At 58.9% G+C, this 25,419-nt stretch carries 21 protein-coding genes; 11 read left to right on the top strand and 10 right to left on the bottom strand.

All coding sequences use genetic code 11. The annotated features are described in order from the left end of the window. Positions 1-40: 40 nt before the first annotated feature. The 4 genes from metC to ACMGGP_RS14905 form a co-directional block, all read right to left on the bottom strand. Positions 41-1,231: a cystathionine beta-lyase gene (gene metC / locus ACMGGP_RS14920; protein ID WP_010671119.1), complete on the bottom strand. Its 1,191-nt coding sequence runs from the start codon at positions 1,229-1,231 to the stop codon at positions 41-43. 135 nt (positions 1,232-1,366) lie between these two features. Further along, positions 1,367-2,653 carry a TRAP transporter large permease gene (locus ACMGGP_RS14915; protein WP_430018912.1) on the bottom strand — a complete coding sequence of 429 codons (1,287 nt, stop codon included), beginning with the start codon at positions 2,651-2,653 and terminating at the stop codon, positions 1,367-1,369. Positions 2,654-2,667: 14 nt separating this feature from the next. Then, positions 2,668-3,174, bottom strand: a complete 507-nt coding sequence (locus ACMGGP_RS14910) for a TRAP transporter small permease (protein WP_010671117.1) — start codon at positions 3,172-3,174, stop codon at positions 2,668-2,670. Between the two features lie 48 nt (positions 3,175-3,222). Then, entirely contained in the window at positions 3,223-4,194 is a 972-nt protein-coding gene (locus tag ACMGGP_RS14905; RefSeq protein WP_167430416.1) for a TRAP transporter substrate-binding protein, read from the bottom strand. A gap of 352 nt (positions 4,195-4,546) precedes the next feature. Here ACMGGP_RS14905 and exbB point away from each other — a divergent pair, with 352 nt between their 5' ends. From exbB to ACMGGP_RS14890, 3 genes are all read left to right on the top strand, one after another. Further along, a complete protein-coding gene (exbB, locus tag ACMGGP_RS14900; RefSeq protein ID WP_010249014.1) occupies positions 4,547-5,269 on the top strand; it encodes a tol-pal system-associated acyl-CoA thioesterase in 723 nt (240 codons plus the stop codon). A gap of 6 nt (positions 5,270-5,275) precedes the next feature. Beyond that, positions 5,276-5,698: a TonB system transport protein ExbD gene (gene exbD / locus ACMGGP_RS14895; protein WP_010249013.1), complete on the top strand. Its 423-nt coding sequence runs from the start codon at positions 5,276-5,278 to the stop codon at positions 5,696-5,698. Between the two features lie 235 nt (positions 5,699-5,933). Then, the gene (locus tag ACMGGP_RS14890) at positions 5,934-7,256 is read left to right on the top strand and encodes an MFS transporter (RefSeq protein ID WP_010671115.1); all 1,323 of its coding nucleotides are present in this window, start codon (positions 5,934-5,936) and stop codon (positions 7,254-7,256) included. On the opposite strand, the gene ACMGGP_RS14885 is transcribed toward ACMGGP_RS14890, so the two are convergent. Genes ACMGGP_RS14885 through ACMGGP_RS14865 form a run of 5 tightly spaced genes read right to left on the bottom strand, consistent with a single transcriptional unit; the run spans position 7,253 to position 12,513 of the window. Further along, on the bottom strand, positions 7,253-8,230 hold the full coding sequence (locus ACMGGP_RS14885; protein ID WP_010249011.1) for a Csu type fimbrial protein: 978 nt from the start codon (positions 8,228-8,230) through the stop codon (positions 7,253-7,255). The two genes, ACMGGP_RS14890 and ACMGGP_RS14885, sit on opposite strands and share 4 nt — an antisense overlap. After that, on the bottom strand, positions 8,227-10,674 hold the full coding sequence (locus ACMGGP_RS14880) for a fimbria/pilus outer membrane usher protein (RefSeq protein WP_498798594.1): 2,448 nt from the start codon (positions 10,672-10,674) through the stop codon (positions 8,227-8,229). Before ACMGGP_RS14880 ends, ACMGGP_RS14885 begins: the two co-directional genes overlap by 4 nt. Before the next feature lie 7 nt (positions 10,675-10,681). Then, entirely contained in the window at positions 10,682-11,380 is a 699-nt protein-coding gene (locus ACMGGP_RS14875) for a fimbrial biogenesis chaperone (protein ID WP_010671112.1), read from the bottom strand. Between the two features lie 25 nt (positions 11,381-11,405). Further along, complete coding sequence (locus tag ACMGGP_RS14870; RefSeq protein WP_010249007.1) at positions 11,406-11,921, bottom strand: Csu type fimbrial protein; 516 nt, start codon at positions 11,919-11,921, stop codon at positions 11,406-11,408. Positions 11,922-11,943: 22 nt separating this feature from the next. Further along, entirely contained in the window at positions 11,944-12,513 is a 570-nt protein-coding gene (locus tag ACMGGP_RS14865) for a spore coat protein U domain-containing protein (protein ID WP_010249006.1), read from the bottom strand. Between the two features lie 543 nt (positions 12,514-13,056). On the opposite strand from ACMGGP_RS14865, the gene ACMGGP_RS14860 reads away from it, so the two are divergent. The 3 genes from ACMGGP_RS14860 to ACMGGP_RS14850 all read left to right on the top strand — a co-directional run bounded on the left by ACMGGP_RS14860 (position 13,057) and on the right by ACMGGP_RS14850 (position 18,971). Further along, positions 13,057-15,138, top strand: coding sequence for a putative bifunctional diguanylate cyclase/phosphodiesterase (locus ACMGGP_RS14860; protein WP_498798593.1), 2,082 nt, complete (start codon positions 13,057-13,059; stop codon positions 15,136-15,138). Between the two features lie 153 nt (positions 15,139-15,291). Then, complete coding sequence (locus ACMGGP_RS14855; protein WP_154210452.1) at positions 15,292-17,442, top strand: putative bifunctional diguanylate cyclase/phosphodiesterase; 2,151 nt, start codon at positions 15,292-15,294, stop codon at positions 17,440-17,442. Between the two features lie 125 nt (positions 17,443-17,567). Continuing rightward, entirely contained in the window at positions 17,568-18,971 is a 1,404-nt protein-coding gene (locus ACMGGP_RS14850) for an aminotransferase-like domain-containing protein (protein WP_060681073.1), read from the top strand. Here ACMGGP_RS14850 and ACMGGP_RS14845 read toward each other — a convergent pair. After that, positions 18,968-19,450, bottom strand: coding sequence for a YlaC family protein (locus tag ACMGGP_RS14845; RefSeq protein ID WP_010249002.1), 483 nt, complete (start codon positions 19,448-19,450; stop codon positions 18,968-18,970). The genes ACMGGP_RS14850 and ACMGGP_RS14845 overlap by 4 nt on opposite strands. A 330-nt stretch (positions 19,451-19,780) precedes the next feature. Between ACMGGP_RS14845 and ACMGGP_RS14840 the strand changes: the two genes are divergently transcribed. The 5 genes from ACMGGP_RS14840 (at position 19,781) to ACMGGP_RS14820 (ending at position 25,416) form a co-directional block, all read left to right on the top strand. Beyond that, positions 19,781-20,380 (top strand): cupin domain-containing protein, encoded by a 600-nt coding sequence (locus ACMGGP_RS14840; RefSeq protein WP_010249001.1) that lies wholly within the window; start codon positions 19,781-19,783, stop codon positions 20,378-20,380. A 133-nt stretch (positions 20,381-20,513) separates the two neighbouring features. Continuing rightward, positions 20,514-21,581, top strand: coding sequence for an ABC transporter ATP-binding protein (locus tag ACMGGP_RS14835; RefSeq protein ID WP_498798592.1), 1,068 nt, complete (start codon positions 20,514-20,516; stop codon positions 21,579-21,581). A gap of 15 nt (positions 21,582-21,596) precedes the next feature. Next, positions 21,597-22,598 carry an ABC transporter substrate-binding protein gene (locus ACMGGP_RS14830; protein WP_033780685.1) on the top strand — a complete coding sequence of 334 codons (1,002 nt, stop codon included), beginning with the start codon at positions 21,597-21,599 and terminating at the stop codon, positions 22,596-22,598. A 74-nt stretch (positions 22,599-22,672) separates the two neighbouring features. Further along, entirely contained in the window at positions 22,673-24,340 is a 1,668-nt protein-coding gene (locus ACMGGP_RS14825) for an ABC transporter permease (protein ID WP_498798591.1), read from the top strand. Continuing rightward, positions 24,328-25,416 carry an MBL fold metallo-hydrolase gene (locus tag ACMGGP_RS14820; RefSeq protein ID WP_010248994.1) on the top strand — a complete coding sequence of 363 codons (1,089 nt, stop codon included), beginning with the start codon at positions 24,328-24,330 and terminating at the stop codon, positions 25,414-25,416. The genes ACMGGP_RS14825 and ACMGGP_RS14820 overlap by 13 nt, the downstream gene beginning before the upstream one ends. The last annotated feature ends 3 nt before the right edge of the window (positions 25,417-25,419 follow it).

Raw genomic sequence — 25,419 nt, 5'->3', positions numbered from 1 at the left:
ATCTTCTGTTTAGCGTCTGTTTATCTTTTGCCTGAGTTTATTAACGCGTCAGGCGCGCAAAACCGGCGTCCAGGTCAGCCAGCAGATCGTCAACGTGCTCCAGACCAATATGCAGCCGCACCAGCGTACCGGTGAAGTCGACTCCACCCGCCGGACGAATCGCGGCCAGCTCTTCCGGCTGATTCGCCAGAATCAGCGATTCATAGCCGCCCCAGGAGTAAGCCATGCTGAAATGATGGAAGTGATCGAGATATTCCGCCAGCTGGGGCGCGCTGAGTTTTTCCTGCAGGATAAAAGAGAACAGGCCGCTGCTGCCGTTAAAATCACGCTGCCAGAACTGATGACCTTTGCTCTGCGCCAGCGCAGGGTGATTAACCCGCGCCACTTCGGGACGCGCGGCCAGCCACTCTGCCACCTGAATCGCGCTCTCTTCATGCTGACGCAGACGGGTGCCCAGCGTGCGCAGACCCCGACTCGCCATGTAGGCGGTATCGGCATCGACCATCTGACCCATCAGATAGGAGTTCTCGCGCAGCTGATCGATACAGCGCGCATTGGCGACCGCCGTGCCGATCATCGCATCGCTGTGACCAATCAGATATTTGGTGCCCGCCTGAATCGAAATATCGATGCCGTGCGCCAGCGCATCAAATAAAATACCGGCCGCCCAGGTGTTGTCGATCATGATGATCGCCTCGGGCGCTTTGGCGCGAACCGCCGCCACAATCGCCGGAATATCCTGAACTTCCATCGTGATAGAGGCCGGTGATTCCAGGAAAACGACCCGGGTATTGGGCTGCACCAGCTCACCGATTTCACTGCCGATGCAGTGATCGAACCAGCCCGTTGAAACCTGCAGCTTAGTCAGGATTTTAGTACAGAAATCCTGGGTCGGTTCATAGACTGCGCCACTCATCAGCACGTGGTCGCCCGCCTCGACAAACGCCAGAATCGCGTTCGCCACGGCAGCCGCGCCGCAGGGGTAGAGCACACAGCCTGCGCCGCCTTCCAGCTCCGTCATCGCATCCTGCAGTGCAAAGTGCGTCAGGGTGCCACGACGGCCATAAAAGAGTTCGCCTTTTGCCCGACCGGCGGTGGCGCGTTTCTTCTCCGCGACCGTATCAAAAACCAGCGAGGAGGCCCGTTGAATCACACTGTTCACCGAGCCCTGGGTATAACGCTTGCTGCGTCCTGCACTGACGAGCGTGGTATCAATTTTTCTGGTGGTCATGAGTCGCCTTTGCCGCTTCTGACTAAGCCCTCACGTTACCACGAAACGACCAGCAGGGTTGAGACTCAATGGTGATTATCAGAGTGCTTCGCAGGATGAAAATCGGGTCCGCCACCGGACCCGATTTTGCCGACGCTACATCACGCCCATCAGGCGCGGTAACCAGAGGGAGATGGCGGGAATATAGGTAATCAGCATCAGCACGATAAACAGCATGCCGTAAAACGGCAGCATGGCACTCACCACCTGCTCGATTTTCTGCTTACTGACCGCACTGGCGACAAACAGTACCGTACCGACCGGCGGGGTGATCAGGCCGATCCCGAGGTTGGTCAGCATGATCATGCCAAAGTGAACCGGATCGACGCCAAGCGCGGTGGCGACCGGCAACAGCACCGGCGTCAGGATCAGGATCAGCGGCGCCATATCCATCAGCGTCCCCACCACCAGCAGCAGGATGTTGATACACATCAGGATCACATATTTGTTATCGGAGAGGCTGGTGAATGCCTCGGTGATAATCGTTGGCAGTTGCATGAAGGTCATCACTGCGCCAAATCCAGCGGCAAAGGCGATCAGCACCATCACGATGGTGACAGTCTTAATGGTGCGGAACAGCAGGATATGCAGCTGGTTCCATTTAAAGTCGCGATAAATAAACATGGTGACGAAAAAGGCCCAGATACAGGCAATCGCGGCGGACTCCGAGGCGGTAAAAATACCGGAGAGAATGCCACCCATAATAATCACCACGGTAAACAGGCCCCAGAACGCGTCGAAGAAGATTTTCAGCGCCTGACGAAACGGAATACGTTCCCCTTTGGGATAGCCGCGTTTATGGGCAAAGCCGAGGCACATTACCATCAGGCAGCCACCCAGCATCAGGCCAGGCAGGATACCCGCCACGAACAGGGAAGAGATAGTTACCAGCCCACCGGTCGCCAGCGAATAGATCACCGAGTTGTGGCTGGGTGGCGTCAGCACCGCCTGCACTGAGCCGCTCGCCGTTACTGCGGCAGCGAAATCACGCGGATAGCCTTTCTCCTCCATCTGCGGAATCATCACCGAGCCAATCGAGGCGGTATCCGCCACCGATGAACCGGAAATCGCGCCGAAGAAGGTTGAGGCGACAATGTTCACCAGCGACAGGCCACCGCGGATAAAACCAACAAAGATATAGGCGAAGTTGACCAGCCGCCGGGCAATCCCCCCCTCCGCCATAATCGCACCCGCGAGAATAAAGAACGGGATAGTCAGCAGCGAAAATTTGTTAATGCCGTTGGTCACCTGAATCACCACCGCTTCCAGCGGCAGATCGATCCACCAGGCGCCAATAAAGGCGCTCAGCCCCACCGCAAAGGCGACCGGAAAACCCACCATCAGCAACACCAGCAAACTGCCTATCAAGATCAATGCATCCATTTTTCTGCTCCGCGTTAGTGGGTGCCGCCCAGCGTGACAATCGGCCGCTGGCTCTGATCGCCGGTCAGCAATCGCTCAACAACAAACAGCAGGGTGAAGATCGCGCCAATCGGGATCGGCAGATACATCTCACCGTAAGTCACTGCCGGTAATGAAGCGAGCGTCTGCACCCACATCGCTTCGCACAGGCTGTAACTGGCCTGAAAGATCACCAGACAGGTGATGATCATCAGCAGATCGCTGACGCGCAGCATCAGGCGCTGCCGGGCGGGTGACAGGCGATCGGTGACCATGGAAACGCAGATATGCGTTCCGGCCCGCAGTCCGACCGGTGCGCCAATAAACGTAAAAATGATCATGCAGATAATGGCCACCGGTTCCGGCCAGGAGAGCGCGCCGTTCATCACGTAGCGGGCGAAGATCCCGATCGGGATCACCGTCACCATAATCATCAGTGCCACGGCGGCAATCAGCATGCACAGCAGATAGAGCCCATCCATCAGACGTGTATAAGCGGCCATAATTGATACCTGATTAAGCACGCCACACGGCAGTGTGGCGCGGAAGGGTTATTTCACCTCAGCGATCCGGGTCATCAGATCCTGATATTTGCCGCCAAACTGATCGCGCACCGGCTGGGTCGCTTGGACGAAGTAGTCGCGGTCGGTCTGCTGGAAGGTGACGCCACCCGCCTTCATTTTGGCGATCGACTCTTCGGTATAGGTCGCCCAGAGCTGGCGCTCCTCATCCTGCGCCTCTTTGCCGAGCTTCTTCAGCAGCGCCTGATCCTCAGGTTTCAGGCGATCCCAGGCGCGTTTTGAAAACAGGATCATCTCTGGCTGGATAAAGTGGCCGCTGAGGGTGTAGTACTTCGCCACCGGCATATAGTTATGGGCGACAAAGGTCGGTGGGTTGTTCTCGGTGCCATCGACCACGCCGGTCTGCATCGCACTGAACACTTCACTGACGCCCATCGCCACCGGATTCGCGCCCATCGCTTTCAGCGTCGCCAATGAGATGGCGCTGTTCTGCACCCGGATCTTCATGCCTTTCAGATCTTCCGGTTTTGCCAGAGGCTTCTTGGTGATCATGTTGCGCTCACCGGCATCGGTCCAGCCCAGGAACACCATGCGGGCGTTGGGATCTTTATCGAATTTGTCGGCAATCTCGCGGCCTATCTCGCCATCCAGCACTTTGTGCATGTGGTCAATGTCGCGGAAAATGTAGGGCAGGGTCAGCACGCTGGTTTCCGGGGCGATCGAGGTGACCGGCGCCAGCGACACACGGATCATGTCGATTGCGCCCAGCTGCACCTGTTGCAGCGTCTGATCTTCGTCCCCCAGCACGCCACCGGCGAAGAGCTTCATCTCCAGCCGTCCATCGGTAGCCTGTTTGAGTTTGTCGCCCATGTGCTGCAGGGCGACCACGGTCGGATAACCGGCAGGCTGGACTTCAGCCACTTTGATCACCTGTGCCGTGGCGGTGGCGCTCATCATCATCGCCGCCAGGGCACTGGCCAGGCATGTTTTCGTCATTCTCATTATTTTGTCTCCCGCTGAGGTAGGACGGCGTCCGGCGTCGGGGGCTAACCGGAGAGAACCGTGTGGAGCCAGCATAGTGAAAACGCGCGCCAGTAAAATACGGCAATGCTGATTGAATGAATGCCATCACATTTTGAAACGATGTTTTAATAAATTTTCATGCAACTTCACATTTTCGAAACATCCTTGTCAAAAGTGTTTAAACCTGGTCAATTGCGGGTAAATGGCGTCGATCAGCTTTGTAAATACTAATGAGAACTACTATCAATTCGCCGTCGTTTTGCTATTATTCGCGCTTGTCTCGCATCCCTGAATCAGAAGTTGGAGAAGCAGCGTGGTAGCCAGTGATTTGATGCAAACGGACCTCTCCGTTTGGGGCATGTATCAACATGCCGATATCGTGGTAAAGGTGGTCATGATTGGCCTGTTATTGGCCTCAGTGGTGACCTGGGCGATCTTCTTCGGCAAATACGCCGAACTCAGCGCCGCTAAGCGCCGCCTGAAGCGCGAGCATCTGGCGCTGAGCGAAGCCCGCAATCTGAATGACGCCGCCCGCATTGCCCAGTCGTTTACCGGCCACAGCCACAGTGTGGTGCTGCTGAATGATGCGCAGAATGAACTCGAACTGTCGGCTGGCGTGGAAGATACCAACGGGATTAAAGATCGCACCAGTTTCCGCCTTGAGCGCCGCGTCGCTGCGTTCAGCCGCTATGCAGGCCGGGGCAATGGCTTCCTGGCGACCATCGGTTCGGTTGCGCCGTTTATCGGCCTGTTCGGCACCGTATGGGGCATCATGAACAGCTTTATCGGCATCGCTAAAACCCAGACGACGAACCTGGCGGTTGTTGCACCGGGTATCGCCGAAGCGCTGCTGGCAACCGCGATTGGCCTGATCGCTGCGATTCCGGCGGTGGTGATCTACAACGTCTTTGCCCGCATGATCGCCAACTACAAAGCCTCACTGGGTGATGTCGCCGCTCAGGTGATGCTGCTGCAGAGCCGTGATATCGATCTGGGCACCGTCGCAACTGATGTTCCGCGTCCTGCGACGGCTCAGAAACTGCGCTTAGGGTAAGTTCTTATGGCAATGCGATTAAACGACGATCTGGAAACGGATGGTGAAATGCATGAGATCAACGTGACGCCGTTTATCGACGTCATGCTGGTTCTGCTGATCATCTTTATGGTGGCCGCGCCGCTGGCCACGGTCGACGTACGCGTCAATCTGCCCGCCTCAACCAGCGCGCCGCAGCCGCGTCCGGAAAAGCCGGTTTACCTGTCGATTAAAGCGGATAAGCAGCTTTACGTCGGTAACGATCAGGTCACGCCGGAGTCGCTGGTTAACGTGCTGACTAACCAGACCCAGGGCAATAAAGAGACCACCATTTTCTTCCAGGCGGACAAGTCAGTCGATTATGAAACGCTGATGAGCGTGATGGATAAGCTGCGCACGGCGGGCTATCTGAAAATTGGTCTGATGGGCATGGAAACCGTGAAGAAATAGCGGGTTATCCGGTTCAAAAAAAAGGCGACTGTTCAGGTCGCCTTTTTTTATGGCTGCTCTCCAGCCCTATAAAATCAGGCAAATCAGGGCCAGGGTAATCACTTATGCTCCTCGAACTGACTTGTTAATTAGTTGTTACTTATGTACATGGGTTTGTAAAGTGCAATGGTGAGCCAGGTCACATTAATCCCGCATCAGACAGGCTAAAACGGCTAAAAAACAACAGGAAGCCGTTATGAGTCACACCCCGTCTTTACAAAAGCCGCCGAAAAGTGCCGCCCGAACCATCTTCACCGTCACCAGTGGTAACTTCCTGGAGATGTACGATTTTATGGTGTTTGGCTACTACGCTACTGCCATTTCAAAAACCTTCTTTCCCGGCGATGACCCGTTTGCATCCCTGATGCTGACCCTGATGACTTTCGGTGCCGGCTTCCTGATGCGCCCGTTGGGGGCGATCATCCTCGGTGCCTACATCGACCATCATGGTCGTCGTAAAGGGCTGTTGCTGACGCTGGGCTTAATGGCGATGGGCACCCTGACTATCGCGCTGGTGCCGGGCTACGCCACCCTGGGCGTGGCAGCGCCGATTCTGATCCTGCTGGGACGGCTGTTGCAGGGCTTCTCGGCAGGCGTGGAGCTGGGTGGCGTGTCGGTCTATCTGGCCGAAGTCGCGCCCAAAGGACGCAAAGGCTTTTTCGTCAGCTGGCAGTCGGGCAGCCAGCAGATTGCGGTCATCTTTGCTGCTCTGCTGGGTCTGATGCTGAATCATCTGCTGGCGAAAGAGGCGGTGACGGAGTGGGGCTGGCGTATCCCGTTTGTGATCGGCTGTCTGATTGTGCCGTTCCTGTTCTATATCCGCCGGATGCTGGAAGAGACCGAGGCGTTCAGCAAACGTAAACATCATCCCAGCATGACGGAAATCATGCGGTCTGTCGCCAGCAACTGGGCGCTGGTGCTGGCGGGGATGCTGATGGTGGTCACCACCACGGTAATGTTCTACATGATCACCGCCTTTACCCCGACCTTTGGTAAAACGGTGTTGATGATGAGTGACAAGCAGGCGTTCCTGGTGACGCTCTGTGTCGGTGTCTCAAACCTCATCTGGCTGCCGCTGATGGGGGCGTTGTCGGACCGCGTCGGACGCCGTCCGCTGCTGATCATTTTTACCCTGCTGATGATTGTCACCACCTGGCCGGTGCTGCACTGGCTGGTGGGATCGGCCAGCTTCGCTCACCTGCTGGAAGCGGAACTGTGGCTGTCGTTTCTCTATGCCAGCTATAACGGCGCGATGGTGGTCTATCTGGCGGAGATCATGCCTGCTGAAGTGCGCGCCGCCGGTTTCTCTATGGCTTACAGCCTGGCGACGGCGCTGTTTGGCGGCTTTACGCCTGCCATCTCCAGCTATCTGATTCACGCCACCGGTGACAAAGCGATGCCGGGCGTCTGGCTGACCTTTGCCGCAGTCTGTGGGTTAATCGGCACGTTGCTGATTGGCCGGATGGTGAAGCAGTATCAGACCCGTCACAGCGGCACGCCGGTCAGTGCTTCACTCTAAAACGACAAATCGACCACCACGCTGTCGCTGTAGTTTCCGGCTGGCGGCGTGTTCTGCGTGGTCAGGATGCGCGCGGTGTAGTTAAAACCGCGCGTCAGTCCATCCGTGGATACCGCCGTCGAGGTGGTACTGCTCCAGCGTTCAGTGCCTGCCGATCCCCAGCGATTGCTGGTGGTACTTTTATAAATTTCATAGCTCAGCCGATTCGCGCCGCTCGCCATATTCCTGACGCTGCCCACCGGATAACTGCCGTTGCTCAGCCCGACGGTATAGGTGCTGCCTTTGCTGCACAACACGTTGATGGTCTGTGACACGGCGGAGAAGCTGCCGACCAGCGGCGCGCTGCCAAAGCTGATATTCGGCGCGGTAATGGTGGTGCAGTCATTGGTAAGAATGGCGGTGATATTAATCGGGATGACACCGCTGCCGTTCTGCTCGCTTAAACAGATATTGCCAATCGCAACGCTGGTGCAGATGCGATAAGTCACGGCCATATTCAGCGTCAGCTGGTAGGTCCCGGCGGCGACCACCTGACCGGGAACGGTGCGCAGATAAACCGGGATGGCGAAGTTAAGGCTGCCCAGCAAACCCGCCAGGTTGATCAGGGTCTGCGAACCATAGACAAATGGCGTGCCGCCAATCGTCAGTTCGGTAGCGCAGGCCGTGTCGGTGCAGAGCCGCACCGGCACATTATCGCTGCCGGTATCACCGCTGCGTTTCAGCGTACCGCGTGTGCCGTTGCTATTGGTCGCGCCCGTCAGCTGAAAGGTGATCTGGTTATTGCCCAGCAGCGACAGCCCGGCGCCCGCGCCACAGTTGACGTTGGCATTGGTGGTGGTGGAACTGACGGTGGTGTTAGCCACAAAGGTTGTGACTGAACCGAAACTGGCGGTCGATGCGGGCAGGGCGCAGGCGGCGTAGCCCAGCGACGGCAGTAAGAGTAGCAGGCCAGCCAGTATCACAGATTTCATCATGGTCGGTTTCCGGACGTAAAAGATTCAGCGGGAGAGGGGGCGCTGCCTGCGGCAGGGGCGGGCAACGCACAGGTCAGGGGGCCGTAAGTTTTCAGCGCCTGCGGCTGACCGCTGGCGATGCGCAGTTCGGTTTCGCACTGGCGGCCATCGGGCGTCACCACCTGCATCGGGTTACTGGCGGTGAGATCTTCCATCCAGACGATGCCATCCCAGCCGACATACTCGGTGGGATGATCGGGACGCTGCACCAGGCTTGATACCGGCAGCGGCTGGCCCTGCGCATCGACCAGGATTACGCTGGCTGAGCGCAGTTTCTCCACCGGGAAGTTGAGCAGATAGCCGCTCTGGCGTTTCACCGCAAAGCGTTGCTCAACCCGTGGCGTGGTCATATCTGCCGGCAGGTCGAGGGTGTCGATATCATATTTGGCCGGGTAGTAGCTGCTGATGGCGGGCACCAGCAGATAACCCTGTTGATTGGTGCGTCCCATCGACTGATTCTCGTAGCGCACGTTAACGTCGGGATAGTTGGTCTTCACCAGCACAAAGGCGTCGTTGATCTCGTTAGCGGCAAAGACGCTGTTGTCCATTAACACCAGCGCACCCGAGAGATCGGCCCACTGGGTGAGGTTATCATCATCGCCATAGAAGCCCGCCGAGGTATCAATCTGGTTGTTGCGATAGCGCAGGCTGCCCTGACGATAATCGCCGCTGTCTCCGCTCTGATTCGCCCAGGAGGCATCCCAGGCGAACCCGCCGTCGCTGGGCATGGCGCGTGAGGCATAAACGCGCTGACTGTCGCGGCCACGCTGGTCGCGTTCGTTGCTGAGGGCAACGCTGCCCTGTTCGCCAAACGGGATCACCAGCGAAATCGCCCCGGTCCAGCTTCTCTCCTGCTGATCGCGGCTGGCCGAGACATACAGACTGCTGTTACCCCACAGATTTTTACTCCATGAGAGGTTCCACAGCCGGGTGCGATCGCCCTGACCGTCAGTGATGTCGATGAAAGCGGCACCGACGCTGCCAAAGCGGTTCAGCGAGACGCTGGCGCTGTACTGAGCACTGCGGCGTGAGAGTGCGTAGCGGCTATCCGCCTGGCTACCGGCACGGCTGCCGACCAGCGCCAGATTGCCGAAGTCGCTGCTGCGCTGGGTCTGTTGAGTGCCGATGTTGAACCAGCGGTTGTTGTACTGATATCCCCAGCTATATTGCCTGCCGCTCTCGCCATCGAGCTGACTTTGCGCCACCGCGCCGTTGACCACGCCCCAGCTGCCGACGCGCAGCTGACCACCCAGCCCGCCCATCGCCAGCGTTTCGCTGCCTTCGGCGTGGCTCTCCAGCGTCAGCCAGTCGGTCATACCGTAACGATAAGAGCCGCTGGCCGCTGCCTCACCATAATCGAAGTTCTTTATGCCGTAGTTTTCGCGGATTGCCCCGGCAGAGAAGGCGTAGTCCGACAGCCCCGATTTCAGCAGGTTACTGGAGACGTAAAACGGCATGGTGGTGGTGACACGGCGGCCAACCGCATCGGTGGTAGTGATCACGGCATCACCCGCGCCGTTAACGAATGGCACATTGGTCATCGACCAGGGGCCAGGCTGCACGTTCGCCTGGCTGGAGCGATAGCCATTAATAAACAGATCGACGGTGGAAGGCACGGCGGCCTGACCGGAAAAGGCGGGCAGCGGATAGGTCACCAGATCGGGACGGACGCTGAAGTCGCGACCGACGCGGATGCCACCGAGCCGCACGCTGCTGCTCCAGGCCAGCGAGTCGGTGACCAGATCGCCGACCCGCCAGCTTACCGCCGCATTCTCATCTTCATTGCTCCACCAGGTGTCGTAGCGGATATAGCCATCATCCTGATAAGTCGTACTGCCTTCCAGCTGCTGTTGCCAGACGCCGTTAGTGGAGAAATGACCGGCATCACCAAACAGCCGCAGTTCGTTCCAGGCGGACAGGCGGGAGCCACTGTTATCCGTGCGGCTGGCGTAAAGATCATAATTAATCAGCGCGCCGCTGCTGGTACGGCCCGGATAGCGCGGTCCGTTCTTCGCCTCGCCAATCACCTGACCGGGCAGCCACTCAGGCGGTACGGTCAGCAGCAGACGCTGTCGCGCAGCGTCATACTCCACTTTGATGGGTTGCAGGCTGCTGACATCGACCTGCGGCTGCTGGCCCAGCTTATCCGCTGGCAGGCCGGCACGCTGCAAATCGCCACTGCGAATCCAGAAATGACCGTCGCGCTGCTCTGCCGGCACAATATTGCCGTTCTCCTGCTGGTTAATCACCAGCTCCAGCATATATTGCTGACCGTTGCTGCTGGTCTGCAGGCTGGGTGGCGGGGGCAGGGATGAGTAAGTCTCCGCCAGCACAGGATCTGGCGTAACAGCGTAAATAACGCTGGCCACGGCCAGCGCGCAGGGATGCAGGGAAAACGGTCTCATTCAGCGCTTACTTCTGGGCAGCGCTGCGCCACTGGCTCTTGTTAACCTCTGCGGTGAGTTCGCCGCTCACCGGCGAGGTGAGCGGCCAGCGGTGATAGCTGTCAGCCAGCACATAGCCGTATAAGCCTTCGCCCAGTTTGCGACCGCCAATCGCCACATTGCTCAACCGGGCGTGACCGCTGCCGCTGTTGGTTAACTGGAGCCAGCGCCTGCCGCCCTCGCTGACCTGTTGCCAGCGCAGAGCCGGGCGAGCGCTGTCTGTGTTCAGCCCGGTACCATAAACAAACAGCGGCACCGAATAGCGCATCTGGAAGGTCAGCCCGGCCTGATTCTCGCCGGGATTACGCGGGGTCGGGATCTCATCCAGCACCACCCGATAGGCCAGCTCTTTACCGGCCGCAGGCGGCGTCTGTTTAATCAGCCTGACCAGCTGTTTCTGGCCTGGCTCCATCCGCACCATCGGCGGGCTGGCGACTACCTGCTGCTGAGTCTGATACTGCTCCTGGCCATTGTTCTGCTGCCAGCTGAAGACGCGGATCTGCATCATGGTGGTGCTGTTACCGCGATTCTCCAGCCAGAGTTCGCTGGCTTTCTCTTCAGGATTAATGGCGGGATCGATGGGCCAGATCATGACCGAATTCGCGGCGAAGGCCGGGGAGAGCAGGGTGGAACTTAGCAGCAGCAACAGGGCGCGCAGTGGCTTCATGATCATATCCTTGTTTTCTATCACCTCACCAGCTCAGGGTGACGGTCAGCGTGTCGGTATAAACGCCGGCGCGCGCAGTGCCGGGCAGTTGTAGCTGACCGTAAATCGGCAGCGTAATGTTATTGGCATTGCTATAACTCAGCGGCACCGCCTGATTGACCGGGATCACCGTGGTGCGGCTGGCGTTGCTAAAGAGCGTGTAGGGAACGGTGTTGCTGAAATTGGGCAGCTTCAGGTTACGGGTCGTGGTGAAATTGTTGCCCTGATTAATACTCATGCTCAGCGTTGTGCCTGGCGTACAGGCGAGATTAATTGAGGTGCTCTGCAGATAGCTGGCATTGACGGTGTTCGCCGCCACGCCAGACTGCGTACCGAAATTAAGCGTGCCAAAGACGCCGGTATTGGTACCGGATATCACGCAGCCTGCCACAATCGACGCGGTAACCTGGAAGGTGCTGGTTGGCAGACTCCAGGCGCTGATACTCCCTGTCAGCAGGGGCAGACCGCATGCGATCGTCAGGCAGGATCGCCAGAGAACCAACCGTATTTACCTGCGACAGCAGTTAATAGTTCACGGCAACGTTAATCGTGTCGGTATAGGTTCCGGCAGGGATCAGGGGATTGAAGCCGCCGCCGACCACCCGGCCATAGATGGCGTAGTTGGTCCCCAGCGTCGGATCGGTGGTACCGCTGGCGGCGATAGGCGTATTGTTGGCGATCGCCGTGGTAAAGGAGGCATCACTGTAGAGGGTATAGGCGATGCCCTGCGCATTATCCGATCCCAGCACCAGATAACGCGGCGATGCAGAGGCGGTGCCGTAGATGGTCGCCGGTGCAGTATTGCTGCTGGTGACCACCACGTTGTAATCCTGACCAGTGGTGCAGCGCACAAAAATACCGTTACCAGCCGCACCGACCAGTGTGGCGTTCAGGGTATCGAAAGTGGCTGCGCTGCTACCAAAGTTCAGGGTACCGAAGTTAACGCCCGCCGTAGCCGACTGGCCGTTCACCAGACAACCGGTGGTCAGGGTTAACGTGGCATTGATGGTTCCCGAGGTCGTCGCCGCCTGGGTTAATGACGGAATAGCGACAGTTAATCCTGCAGCGGCAAACAGAAAAAGCTTGAGTTTCATAATATTTCCTTACGGATTATCCAGAGTCAGTGCTTTTTCACCCGGTGTTTATTAACGATTCAACCCAAAATAAAGGAAATAAAATAACAAGGGAGGCAGTGCCGCTATCTTAAGAAAAATCTTAGACTTAAGAATGCTGATTTATATCAGTTTTACTTACTATAGATCAGTTAAAGCGTTACGCGAAGCCTTGCTATTTATTTTTGATTAATCAAAACGTCACCCCGGCCGATAACCCAGTAACAGCAAGGCGCGAAGACGAGGCGATAAAACAAAATTCTTTGTTTTTTCGGTATCTGGCATGCTTTCTGCTTCGGTGATATGTTCCTGTACCAATCAGACATAATAACGGTTTACCGGCTTGCTCTGCGGGCGGTTAATAAGATGCAGGTTATAAATGGCCAGCGTCGGCGGGCGCGTTTTGCCTGACCTTCAGGACCAGAAAATACCGAAATTTAATCACTTTCACCCATCGGGTGTTTTCAGATCACTTATCAGACTGTACACAGCACCCGTTTCTCCGCGGGTGGTGAGGAGTTGCACATGTTGCCTGTCACCTGGGATAGCGTCCTGATCTGCGTTTCGCTGATCGTGGTGTTCATTGCCTCTTTTACAGCCCTGGATACTGCCGGACGGGTAGCGGTATCCCGTGGCTGGAGCGCCCGGTTCTGGCTGTTGGTGGGCGGCATCGCAATGGGGATTGGCGTCTGGGCAATGCACTTTATCGGGATGCTGGCGATGATGATGCCGATGATGATGCGCTATGACACGCGACTGACGATCCTCTCGCTGCTGGTGGCGATCCTGGCGTCTGTGCTGGCTTTTGGCCAGACGGTGGGTGGCCTGCATCTCACCCGCCAGCGGCTGCTGAGCGGCACGCTGATCCTGGGCGCGGGTGTGGTGGTCATGCACTATCTTGGTATGTATGCCCTGCTGATTGAACCGCAACCGGAGTGGAATGCGCTGCTGGTGGCGCTCTCTGTGCTGATTGCGTTTGCGGCCTCTGGCCTGGCGCTGTGGCTGGCCTTTCATCTGCGCCAGGGCGATCATCATCTGATGCTGATGCGCGGGCTGGCCTCTCTGGTCATGGGCATCGCCATCGCCGGTATGCACTATGTGGGTATGGCGGCAGCAGAGTTCAGCCCCAGCAGTATGATGCAGCCGCACGGCGTCAGTAATGCGGGCCTGGCGGTGTGGGTAACGCTGATTACCCTGACTATTCTGGGTATCACTCTGCTGAGTTCGATGCTGGATGCGCAGCTACGCGCCGCGCGTCTGGCGACCCGCCTCAATCGCGCTAACCAGGAATTGCGTCAGCTGGCGATGCATGACAACCTGACCACGCTGCCCAATCGTGTAATGCTGGAGCAGCAGCTCGATCTCGCCATTAAACAGGCGATGCTTAATGAGCATCGCTTTGCCGTGATCTATATGGATCTCGATGGCTTCAAAGCGGTCAATGACACATGGGGACATCATGTCGGTGATCGGTTGCTGGTGGCGGTGGCGGAACGGCTGTGTAGCCAGCTCAGCAACACGATGCTGCTGGTGCGTCTGGGGGGCGATGAATTTGTGCTGATGGCTGAGTGCGATATCAGCGCAGCCCGCCAGCTGGCGCAAAAACTGGTTAAAGTCATCAGTTCGCCGTTTGAACTTGACCGCTATCTGCTGCACGTTTCACTCAGCGCGGGCATTGCGATCTTTCCGCTGCACGGTCGCAACCGGCAGGAGCTATTGTTTAATGCTGATGCGGCGATGTACCACACCAAACACAGCGGACGAAACGGCTGGTGCCTGTTTGAACCGGCCATGAGCGCCGCGACGCAGCATCAGCTGGAGCTGGCGAACGATCTGTGGGAGGCGATAGAGCGCGAGCAGATGCGGCTGTTCTATCAGCCCAAATTCTGTTCCGGCGGCACCAGGTTAATAGGATTCGAAGCGTTGTTGCGCTGGCAGCATCCGCAGCGCGGTTTACTGACGCCTGAGCTGTTTCTGCCGCGCGCCGAAAAAACCGGTCAGATTATTGCGCTGGGTAACTGGGTGATCGGGGAGGCCTGCCGTCAGCTCAGGATATGGCACAGCCAGGGCCACAGTGACTGGACAGTATCGGTGAATCTCTCCGCGTTGCAGTTTCACCAGCGTGATTTGCTGACTATCCTGACGCAGACCCTGGCGCGTAACCAGTTGCCAGGCAGCGCGCTGATGCTGGAGATCACTGAAGCGATTGCCATGTGCGATCCCGCTTTCAGCCAGCAGCGCATTCGTGAATTGCAGCAGGCGGGTGTCAGCGTCGCGATTGATAACTTCGGCATCGGCTATGCCAACCTGCTGCATCTCAAAGATCTGGATGCCAGTGAACTCAAAATTGATCGCAGCTTTATCAACTGCCTGCGGCCCGGCAGTGAAGATGCGACCGTAGTCAGCGCCATGCTGACCCTGGCGCAGAGCCTCAATCTGCGCATGGTGGCGGAAGGGGTGGAGACTGAAGAGCAGCAGCATTTGCTCACCAGCTTAGGCTTTGATGCGCTGCAGGGCTATCTGCTGGGCAAGCCGACGCCAGCGGACCGGGTTGAGGCGCTGAGTTTTCCCTCACTGCGACAGCCGGTGGCGTCACTGTCCGGCTGATAGCGCTGACAGCAACGATAGATTTCATCACTCAGAATGAGTGGAAGGATGCAGGGTTCGCGGCTCATTAACCGCCGGGCTGTGCCGATAACTAAGAGAATAATTTTAAAACCCTCTGCCCAACCACAAGCTCTGCTTTCGCGGGAATGCACTATGTTAGCGACCTCATACGACTCTTTTATCGTCATCGTCTCCGTTCTTGTCGCGATGCTGGCTTCGTTTACCGCCTTAGATATGGCGGGACGGGTGGTGCATTCAACCGGCAAAGTTGCGCTGGTCTGGCTGTTCGGTGGCGGTTTTTCCATGGGCATCGGCATCTGGGCGATGCACTTTATCGGCATGCTGTCGATGAACATGGAGATGGTCATGAGCTACAACGCCGGGCTCACCGCCTTTTCTGCGGCCATCGCGGTGTGTGCGTCGATATTTGCGCTGTGGCTGGTCTGCAGTGGCGATCTGCCTTTGCCGCGCCTGGCGGGCGGCGCGCTGATCCTCGGCAGCGGCGTAGTCGCGATGCACTACACCGGCATGGCGGCGCTGATGTTCTCCCCCGGTATCGTCTGGAAATGGGGCTGGGTGGCACTGTCGGTAGCGATCGCCCTGGCCGCCTCTGGCACCGCGCTGTGGCTGGCGTTTAACCTGCGGGAAGGACAGACCAGCCGGGTCACCCTGCTGCGCATTGGCGCATCGGTGGTGATGGGCTGTGCGATTGCCGGCATGCACTATACCGGCATGATGGCGGCAGAGTTTCCCGTCCACAGTCATCCGGTCGGGCAGGGCGTCAACAGCAACTGGCTGGCGATTCTGGTCACGGTGGTCACTATTTCGATTCTGGGCATTACCTTGCTGGTGTCGATGCTGGATGCGCGGATGCAGGCGCGTACCTCGATTCTCGCCAGTTCGCTGGCTGAAGCCAATCGCGAGCTGGCACAGCTGGCGCTGCACGACAACCTGACGCGACTGCCCAACCGCATCCTGCTGGAGGATCGGCTGGAGCAGGCGATCAACAAAGCGAACCGTGAGCAGAGGCAGTTTGCCCTGATGTTTATGGACCTCGATGGGTTTAAGGCGGTCAACGACGCGTTCGGGCACCACATTGGCGACAGTCTGCTGGTCGGCGTGACCGAGCGCATGAGCGAGCAGATGACCGGCTACTTTACGCTGGCGCGGCTCGGCGGTGATGAGTTTGTGCTGCTGGTGGAGATCGACGATCCCAATGATGCGGCGGCCATCGCCGATAAACTAGTCAAAGCGGTGGATCGTCCGTTTGATATCTCACGCTATGAGCTGGTGGTATCGCTGAGTCTTGGCATCGCGGTCTATCCCGGCGATGGCGTGGATGAGCGCGAACTGATGTTCAACGCCGATGCGGCGATGTACCACACCAAAAATAATGGCCGCAACGGCTACACCTTCTTTCAGCCTTCTATGAACATTCAGGCCCAGAGCCAGCTTCAGCTGAATAACGATCTCTGGCAGGCGCTGGATCATGATGAACTGCGCCTGTTCTATCAGCCAAAATATTGCGCGCCGAGCGGTCCGATTCTCGGTTTTGAGGCGCTGCTGCGCTGGCAGCATCCGCAGCGCGGCCTGCTGTCGCCCGATAAATTTCTGCCAATGGCAGAAAAGACCGGAATGATTGTCAATATCGGCAACTGGGTAATCCATGAAGCCTGTCGCCAGCTGCGCCAGTGGCATCTGCAGGGCCATCCGCACTGGTCGGTGGCGGTGAACCTGTCGGCGTTGCAGTTTGAGCAATCGAATCTGGTGAAGACGGTGGTGGATGCGCTGGAAAAACATCAGATTCCGGCCGAACTGCTGACGCTGGAGGTGACGGAAACCACCGCGATGCGCGATCCCGATGAGAGCGTGCGTATTCTGACTGAGCTGACCCAGCTCGGGGTTAAAGCTTCAATTGATGACTTTGGCACTGGCTACTCCAGCCTGCTCTATCTGAAACGGCTACCGGCCAGTGAACTCAAGATTGACCGGGCCTTTGTGAATGAGCTGCAGCATCACACAGAAGATGCCACCATCGTGTCGGCGATAGTGGCGCTGGCGCAGTCGCTGCAATTGAAAGTGGTGGCCGAAGGCGTTGAAACCGCTGAGCAGCAGGCCTTCCTGACCAGCCTGGGCTGTAATACGCTGCAGGGCTATCTGCTGGGCAAGCCGGTTCCCCCGGAGCGGGTGCCGGAGCTGGCTGATTATGTGGTGGCAGAAATTGAAGAGGCGATTGCGGAAGTGAGTCTTAATGCCGAAGCCGAAGCCGGGCAGCCGCTGACGCCGCAGGTCGCTGTGATCTGACCTGCCTGAAGCCGTGAAGAATCAGCGCAATCGGATAAAGCGATTCGCGCTGCCTGTCATTGGTCGCCGTGCGTGGTAAAGTCTCGCGGTCAGACTATTCACGGTCAAACAAGGAGAGGTCACCCGTGGCGAAATACCAGCGATTGATGGATGAGATTCAGCAGCAGATAGAGGCCGGCATCTGGCTGCCGGGCACCCGTCTGCCGTCATTGCGTCAGCAGGTCGCGCAGCAGGGTGTCAGCCTGATGACGGTGCTGCATGCCTATGAGTTGCTGGAGAGTCAGGGCTGGATCGTCTCCCGTCCACAGTCGGGTTACTACGTTGCACCGCGTGCATTAGCACCCGCACCGCTGAGCGTGGCGATCAGTGAACAGGTCGATATCAACGACTTTGTGTTTGATGTGCTGCAGGCCACGCGCGATCCGGCCATCGTGCCGTTTGGCTCCGCCTTTCCCGATCCCGCACTCTTTCCGCAGCGCCAGCTGATGCGCTCGCTGGCTAACGTCTCTCATCATCTGACCCCAACCGATGCGCTGCACAATCTGCCGCCCGGCAACGCCACGCTGCGACAGCTGCTGGCGCAGCGCTATGCGCGTCAGGGCATCACCCTGTCGCCGGATGAAATTGTCATCACCAGCGGGGCGCTGGAGGCGCTGAACCTCAGTCTGCAATCTCTGACCGAGCCAGGCGATTATGTGGTGATTGAACAGCCGAGTTTTTATGGCGCGCTGCAGGCGATAGAGCGGCTTAAGCTCAAGGCGCTGGCGATTCCGGTCGATGCCAGAAATGGCATCGACCTCGTCCAGCTGGAGGAGGCACTGCAGCGCTGGCCGGTGAAAGCCTGCTGGCTGATGACCACCCTGCAGAATCCGCTGAGCGTAACCTTAACGCCGGAACGCAAACAGCAGCTGGTCGCACTGCTGGCGCGTTATCAGGTACCGATGATTGAAGATGATGTCTATGCCGAACTCTGGGCGGGTGATGCGCCGCCGCTGCCGGCGAAAGCCTGGGATCGCCAGGGGAACGTGCTGCACTGCGGCTCATTTTCAAAGTCGCTGGTGGCAGGATTCCGCGTCGGCTGGGTCGCGGCGGGACAACATGCGCAGCGTATTCAGCGGCTGCAACTGATGAGCACGCTCTCTACCAGTGCGCCGATGCAGCTGGCGCTGGCCGATTTTCTTGCCACGCGGCGTTACGACACCCATCTGAAGCGGCTGCGACAGATTCTGGCGAAGCGACAGCAGATGGTGCGCCAGGCGTTAATAAAGGTGCTGCCGCCGCAGGCCACGGTCAGCGAAGCGCGCGGCGGCTATTTTCTCTGGGTGACGCTGCCGGAAAGCATCAATACGACCCGGCTCTATCAGCGGGCGCTGGCTCAGGGGATCAGTATTGCACCGGGGCAGCTATTTTCGGCAGGTGAGCAGTTCAGGCACTGCTTCAGGTTAAATACCGCCTGGCCGTGGGATAGTCGGGCCGAGGCGGCAATCGTGAAGCTGGGTCAGCTGATGGGGGAAGGTCAGGCGGATTAAACCCGCGCCGCTTCCTGATGGCCCCAGGTCAGGTAGTAGACATCATAGAAGTCCACTTCCCCTTTTTGCGTCAGCAGACGCTGGATGCCGCTCTTCACGCGTTCTGGTGTCTCAGGCAGTGACAGAATGCGTGAGATTGCCTGTTCGCGCACCGGCTGAATGTAATACCACTCGCCGTTGTAGCAAACGCGCAGATCGAGGGCATCGATATCTTCAAAGCGATATTTCGGGTTGATATCCAGCAGCATCAGCACACTCATCACCAGCACAAACACGGTGGCAAACCAGAAGGCTGGCCAGCCGAGCATCTCGGTGGTGAAAATCAGCGCCACGCACAGGCCGTAGCAGAGGTACATTACTGCCCAGAGACCAGGGTGGTTCTTCAGAAACGAGAGGCTGAAACGCGGCAAATTGTCGCGACGTTCTTCGCGGTTAAGCAGGGCGATCTCGTCAATCAGGATTTGTTTAATAGCGTCCATTTGTTACCTCACTGTCATCTGTTAGCTATTACAACAGATAACAGTCAAGCATATCAGAAACAGATCTGTGCTTTTTTTATATAACAGTTTATACGACAGTGACCGGGGCGTCGGGCTGCTGCGCCTTTAGACTTCCCGCCTGACATTTTGCAACACTTTGCCGCAGTAAGAACCGCTACCCTCTGTCGCGCAGGCACACTCCGACCCTATAGTTAACGACACATTTGGCTTTAGTCAGCAATATCAGTCAATTATCTCAATTGTGTCGTCTGGCGCACATTGCATTGTGCCGCGGGTTTGCCACACTTAGAAAAACATCGGAGAACCTGTATGCGTGCCTCATCCTCCAGTCTGCTATTAATGATGTCCTTTGCCGCTGGCACCTTCTCGGCCGGGGCCTCTGACAATCCTCAGCATCTGATGCTCGCCAGCCCGTCGGGCGGTGTACCCAATAACCCGTTACCTCTGATTATCTGGCCGCGCGTGGTGCCGGAAGAGGAGGAGATCGCCGCGTGGTTTGAGAAAACCTTTGAGGAGAACGGCTGGCCTCCCGCCTGGCGCTATCCGATCTTCCCATACACCCATTATCATCCTAATACCCATGAACTGCTGGGCGTCGCTGAAGGCTGGGCGGAAGTGCTGTTTGGCGGCGACAGTGGCCGCATGGTGACCCTGCGCGCAGGCGATGCGGTCCTGATTCCGGCGGGTGTCGGCCATCGGCAGGTCAGCGCCAGCGAAGATTTTATGGTGATAGGTGCCTATCCGCACGGGATGTCGCCGGAGACGCTGCGCGATGAGCCCGCGAAGCTGAAAATGGCCCAGGAGCAGGTGAAAAAAGTGCCGTTGCCGACGCAGGACCCCTTTACCGGCAAAGAGGGCGCATTAACCGAGATCTGGCAGCCGATTGCGGCGCTCACCGCCCAGCAGTAAGCCACGGGGCGAGCACGCCCCGATGCCGCTCCGCCAGCCCGGCTTTCGCGTCCCGTAAGCCTGGCTGTCACCGGGCTGTCATCAAACTGTCGTAGCGTTTTGCCCAGCATGTTAACGGCAAAGGCAGAGTAAGATGGCGGCAATATCGTTAACCGGACTGAGTAAAGCGTTCGGCGCCCAGCCGGTACTGGACGCGATTTCGTTACAGATTAATCAGGGCGAGTTTGTCGCCGTTCTTGGGCCTTCTGGCTGCGGCAAAACCACCCTGCTGCGCCTGCTGGCCGGCTTTGAAACGCTCGACAGCGGTGAAATCCGCATCGGTGAACGCCAGGTTGCCGCAGACGGGCTGCACCTGCCGCCGGAAGCCCGCGAGCTCGGCGTAGTGTTCCAGAACTACGCTTTGTGGCCGCATATGACGGTCGCGGAGAACGTCGGCTACAGCCTGAAGGTGAACGGTGTGGCGCGCGCAGAACGCGAACTGCGCACCACCCAGGCCCTGACGCTGGTCGGGCTGGATCGCTTCGCCGACCGCCGACCCGCCGATCTCTCCGGTGGTCAGCGCCAGCGCGTGGCGCTGGCTCGCTGCCTGGTGGCACGGCCGACGCTGGTGCTACTGGATGAGCCGCTGGCTAACCTCGATGTCCATCTGCGCGCCACCATGGAAGAGGAGTTCCGCCGCTTCCATCGCCACAGTGGCGCCACCTTACTCTATATCACCCACGATCAACGCGAAGCGATGGCACTGGCCGACCGCATCGTGGTGCTCGAACACGGCAGAGTGATGCAGTTCGCCAGCCCGCAGACCCTGTGGCGCGAACCGGCTAATGAGATGGTGGCGACCTTTATTGATGAGGGGCGGGTGCTGCCGGTCAGCGACATTGAGCCGCTCGATCCGGGTCAGGCAACCGCCACGCTCTGCGGGCTGCGGGTTTTGCTGCGCTGCTCGCCTCACCAGCGCCCGCTGCCACACGGCAAAGCCAGCTTCCACAGCGTCAGTTTTCACCTCGCCGCTGAGGGAGAGCGGCAGTTTGCCGCCCGCGTTGAGCGCATCATCTTTCGCGGTGGCTACCATCAGATCAACCTTCGACCGCTTAATCAACCGGATGTCAGCCTGTCGCTGACGCTTAATGATGCTGCATTACTGGCGGTGGATGACACCGTCGGCGTCGCCGTCGATGGCGGCTGGATTCTTCCTGCATAAAGGGTTTTAGAAACCATGAAAACGGCTTTTCGTACTCCGCTTCACGCGCTGTTGTTGCTATCGAGCCTGGCGGCCTCAACCCTGTTGCAGGCGGCCGACGCGCCCGGCGGCAAGCTGGTGGTTTACACGTCGCAGGCACCTGAAATTGCGCAACAGACCATCGATGCGTTTAAGGCCGCGTATCCGGCGGTGGAGGTGGAGTGGACCCGCAACGGCACCACTCAACTGATGAACGTGCTGCGTACTGAAATGATGAGCGGCCAGGTCAAACCCGATGTGCTGCTGGTGGCCGACGCGATCAATCTGGGCGCGCTCAAGAAAGAGGGGCAGCTCTATTCATATCCGGCCGCCCCGGTCAGCCACCTGAAGCCTGCCTATTATGATGCGGATAAAACCTTTTTCGGCACCAAAATTATCGCCACGGTGATCGCCTATAACACCCAGCGTGCGAAGCCGGTCAGTAGCTGGAAAGCGCTGGCAGTAGAAGAAAACAGAGGCCAGATTGCGGTCCCCAGTCCCCTCTATTCCGGTGCGGCGCTCTATAAGCTGCATACCGATATCCATACCCCGTCGATAGGCTGGGCGTTCTATCAGCAACTGGCCGCCATCGGCATTGCGCCACAGGGCGGCAATGGACCGGCGCTGAAAGCGGTTGCCAGCGGCATGGATAAGTATGGCGTGATCACGGATGCCGATATTATCCGCGCCAAAAAGCAGGGATCGCCCATCGATCTGGTCTATCCGCAGGAGGGCGTCTCCTATGTGACCGAGCCGGTGGCGATCATGAAGTCGGCGCATAATCTGCCGGCCGCCAAAGCCTTTGTTGATTTCATGCTGTCGGAAGCGGGACAGCAGCTGGTGGCGAAGCAGGGCAACCGGCCGGTCGATGCCCGCGTGGCGGCACCCGGTGGCTTTGCGCCGATTGAGCAAATCACGCTGCTGACGCCGGATGTGGCACAAGCGGTGGCCGAGGATGCTCAGGTCCGCGAAACCTTTACTGAACTGTTTGGCGGCTGATCGTGAGCGTGCTGGGCAACGAATGGCGAAGAGGCCAGGCCGCCAGGCATCGCAGATGGCGGGCGGAACCGCTGGTGCTGGGCATACTGGTGCTGGTGATCGGCCTGCTGTCGGTGGCACCCTTTGCCCGGCTGATGGGAACCGCGCTGGCACCGGATGGCATACTGGATAGCGATCGCCTGCTGAGATTGCTGACCAGCCGGCGGGTGCTCAGTGCCACGCTGAATACCCTGGCGATCGGCATCAGCGCAACGTTGCTGTCGCTGCTGCTGGGAACGGTGGCCGCCTGGCTGGTGGCGCTCACCGATTTGCGTGCCAAAGCGGCCTGGGTATTTGCCTTTATCCTGCCGCTGATGATCCCGCCGCAGGTGACTGCGCTGGCCTGGGTACAGGCGCTGGCACCGGGCAGTCTGCTGGCCACAGCGGTGAATGCGCTGGGCGGGACATGGCTGGCACCCGGTCAGCAACCGCTCTATTCCGCGACCGGCATGGTACTGCTGCTGGGTCTGCACAATGCGCCGCTGGTGTTCCTCACGGTGCGGGCTGGCCTGCGTCGACTCCCCGCCGAACTGGTGGAGGCGGCCCGTATCAGCGGCGCATCACCCCGGCAGATTCTGTTCACGGTGATCCTGCCGCTGGCGCGCCCCGCGATCTTCGCCGGGGCGGCGCTGGCGTTTGTCGCTGCGGTCGGGAATTTCGGTATCCAGGCGATGCTGGGTATTCCGGCGCGGGTGCCGACGCTGATTACGCTGGTTTATCAGCAGCTCAATACCCTCGGCCCCGGTGCGCTGCCCAATACCGCCGTCTACTCGATGCTGATTGCGCTGATCACCCTCGCCGGGATGCTGATTAGCGGCTGGCTGGGCGGACGACGCGATGTCCGGGTCAGCGGATCGCCACGACCCTGGCACCAGCCGCTGCGGCGCGCGCGACTGCCGGGCGAAATCATCGCCTGGCTGTGGATGGTGATCACCTTGCTGCTGCCGCTCAGCGCCTTGCTGACCACCGCCTTAACCCGCGGTTTCGGTCAGGCTCTGAACTGGCAAACCCTGACGCTGGAGAATTTTCAGCAGGCGCTGTGGGGCTATCCGGCGATACGGCAGGCGTTCTTTACCAGCCTGTGGCTCACCGGCCTGACGGCGCTGCTGCTCAGCGTCATGGCACTGTTCCTGGCTTTCTTTCTCAGCTGGCATCGTACCCGGCTGGTGCGGGGGCTGGGATTCGCCAGCGAGCTGACCTATGTGCTGCCCGGCATTGTCACCGGCGTGGCGGCGATGCTGTTTTTCCTGCGGCCACTGCCGCTGCTGGGATTTTCTCTTTACGGAACGGTGTGGATTATTCTCGCGGCCTATCTGGCCAATTTCCTGGCGCTGGTGTTAAGGCCGACGCTGGCCGGGTTCGCGCAAATCGAACCGTCACTGGATGAGGCGGCGCGCTTATGCGGCGCGGGTCTGATGCGGCGGATGACTGACATCCTGCTGCCGCTGGCGGCACCTTCTGTGCTGGCCGGTGCGCTGCTGGTGTTCCTCACCGCGCTGAATGAAATACAGGTTTCAGTGCTGCTGGTTACCGCGCAAACCCAGACGCTTGGCCCGACCATTATTTTCCTGGACGAAGGCGGATCGGCGCCGCTGGCGGCGGCGGTCGGATGCCTGATGATTGGGATCGTGCTGGGCTTAATGCTACTGGCCTCACGACTGACGCGCCGTCTGCCGCAGGGAGTCCTGCCATGGCAAGCCTGACGGTGATCAGCGGCGTCGGCGGAAAACTGCCGGCCGCTTTCCTGCTGGAGATAGAGGGATACCGTCTGTTATGGGATTTAGGTGCCGGGCCGGAGCCGGGCGTCCGGCCCGCAGTGGACGCCATCGGCCAGGTCGATGCGCTCTGCCTGACCCATTCCCATGTGGATCACGCGGCGGCGCTGGATAGCTGGGCCGACATCGGTTCACCGCCGGTCTATGCCAGTGAGATCACCTGGCAGCAGCTGGGCGAGGCTGGCGTGCCGGCTCAGGCGCGACGCATCCTGCCATTGCGCGGCCAGTGCGCGCTGGGGCCGCTGAATCTCTTTACCGGTCGCAGCGGGCATTCGCCAGGATCGATCTGGTTTCATCTGCCGATTGCAGGTGGCATCACCTATATGGGCGACTGGAGTCGCGAATCGCTGCTGTTGCCGTTTGATTGCCCGCCACGCGCACGGCTGTTGATTACCGATGGTTCCTATGGCGACCGCAATCAGCGACTGGCGCAGCAGATCGACGCGCTGGCCCTGGCGGCACAAGGGGGCGCCGTGGTCACCGCGCCGCTGCACGGGCGCGGCCCTGAGATGGCGCTGCAGCTCAGCGCTCGCGGGCTGCCGGTGGTGATGTGTCCCCAGGTGCGCGAAGAGGTGGCGCAGTTGCTGGCGCTCAACAGCCTGCCCGCCGCGGCGATGCTGGCGCTGGCCCGGTTATTACGCGTCGCAACACCCGACCGCTGGCGACCGGATACGGTAATTGTCGCGGCGGATGCGGTGGCTGACAGCGGGCTGGCGGCGCAGCTCAGCCATCAGCCCGACTTTCGTCTGATCTTCAGCAGTCACGTTTCCAGCGGCACTCGTGCCTTTGAGATGCTGCAATCCGGCATGGCACGCTGGCTGCCGTGGAATGTGCATCCGCCACTCGACGATCAGCTGGCGCTGATCAGACAGACGGCGGCCCAGAAAGTGATCCCGGCGTTTGTCGCGCCGCAAGAGTGCCAGCAGCTGATGAGCCAAAGTCCGGCAATGCTCTGCTGGCAGCACCGTTATTCGCTCTCCTCGCGCTGGGAGCGGGTCGCCTGACGC

The organism is Curtobacterium sp. BNK-1 (assembly GCF_048685235.1).
GTDB classification, from domain to species: domain Bacteria; phylum Pseudomonadota; class Gammaproteobacteria; order Enterobacterales; family Enterobacteriaceae; genus Pantoea; species Pantoea agglomerans.
This window is presented reverse-complemented; position numbering and strand designations above follow the sequence as displayed.

Bases quoted from the DNA above. Each gene is read 5' to 3' on its own strand.
- ACMGGP_RS14820 (WP_010248994.1), top strand. From the start codon at position 24,328: ATGGCAAGCCTGACGGTGATCAGCGGCGTCGGCGGAAAACTGCCGGCC.
- ACMGGP_RS14845 (WP_010249002.1), bottom strand. From the start codon at position 19,450: ATGGACGCTATTAAACAAATCCTGATTGACGAGATCGCCCTGCTTAAC.
- ACMGGP_RS14840 (WP_010249001.1), top strand. From the start codon at position 19,781: ATGCGTGCCTCATCCTCCAGTCTGCTATTAATGATGTCCTTTGCCGCT.
- ACMGGP_RS14835 (WP_498798592.1), top strand. From the start codon at position 20,514: ATGGCGGCAATATCGTTAACCGGACTGAGTAAAGCGTTCGGCGCCCAG.
- ACMGGP_RS14880 (WP_498798594.1), bottom strand. From the start codon at position 10,674: ATGAGACCGTTTTCCCTGCATCCCTGCGCGCTGGCCGTGGCCAGCGTT.
- exbD (WP_010249013.1), top strand. From the start codon at position 5,276: ATGGCAATGCGATTAAACGACGATCTGGAAACGGATGGTGAAATGCAT.
- ACMGGP_RS14905 (WP_167430416.1), bottom strand. From the start codon at position 4,194: ATGAGAATGACGAAAACATGCCTGGCCAGTGCCCTGGCGGCGATGATG.
- ACMGGP_RS14890 (WP_010671115.1), top strand. From the start codon at position 5,934: ATGAGTCACACCCCGTCTTTACAAAAGCCGCCGAAAAGTGCCGCCCGA.
- ACMGGP_RS14875 (WP_010671112.1), bottom strand. From the start codon at position 11,380: ATGAAGCCACTGCGCGCCCTGTTGCTGCTGCTAAGTTCCACCCTGCTC.
- ACMGGP_RS14865 (WP_010249006.1), bottom strand. From the start codon at position 12,513: ATGAAACTCAAGCTTTTTCTGTTTGCCGCTGCAGGATTAACTGTCGCT.
- ACMGGP_RS14885 (WP_010249011.1), bottom strand. From the start codon at position 8,230: ATGATGAAATCTGTGATACTGGCTGGCCTGCTACTCTTACTGCCGTCG.
- metC (WP_010671119.1), bottom strand. From the start codon at position 1,231: ATGACCACCAGAAAAATTGATACCACGCTCGTCAGTGCAGGACGCAGC.
- exbB (WP_010249014.1), top strand. From the start codon at position 4,547: ATGCAAACGGACCTCTCCGTTTGGGGCATGTATCAACATGCCGATATC.
- ACMGGP_RS14830 (WP_033780685.1), top strand. From the start codon at position 21,597: ATGAAAACGGCTTTTCGTACTCCGCTTCACGCGCTGTTGTTGCTATCG.
- ACMGGP_RS14855 (WP_154210452.1), top strand. From the start codon at position 15,292: ATGTTAGCGACCTCATACGACTCTTTTATCGTCATCGTCTCCGTTCTT.
- ACMGGP_RS14915 (WP_430018912.1), bottom strand. From the start codon at position 2,653: ATGGATGCATTGATCTTGATAGGCAGTTTGCTGGTGTTGCTGATGGTG.
- ACMGGP_RS14910 (WP_010671117.1), bottom strand. From the start codon at position 3,174: ATGGCCGCTTATACACGTCTGATGGATGGGCTCTATCTGCTGTGCATG.
- ACMGGP_RS14860 (WP_498798593.1), top strand. From the start codon at position 13,057: ATGTTGCCTGTCACCTGGGATAGCGTCCTGATCTGCGTTTCGCTGATC.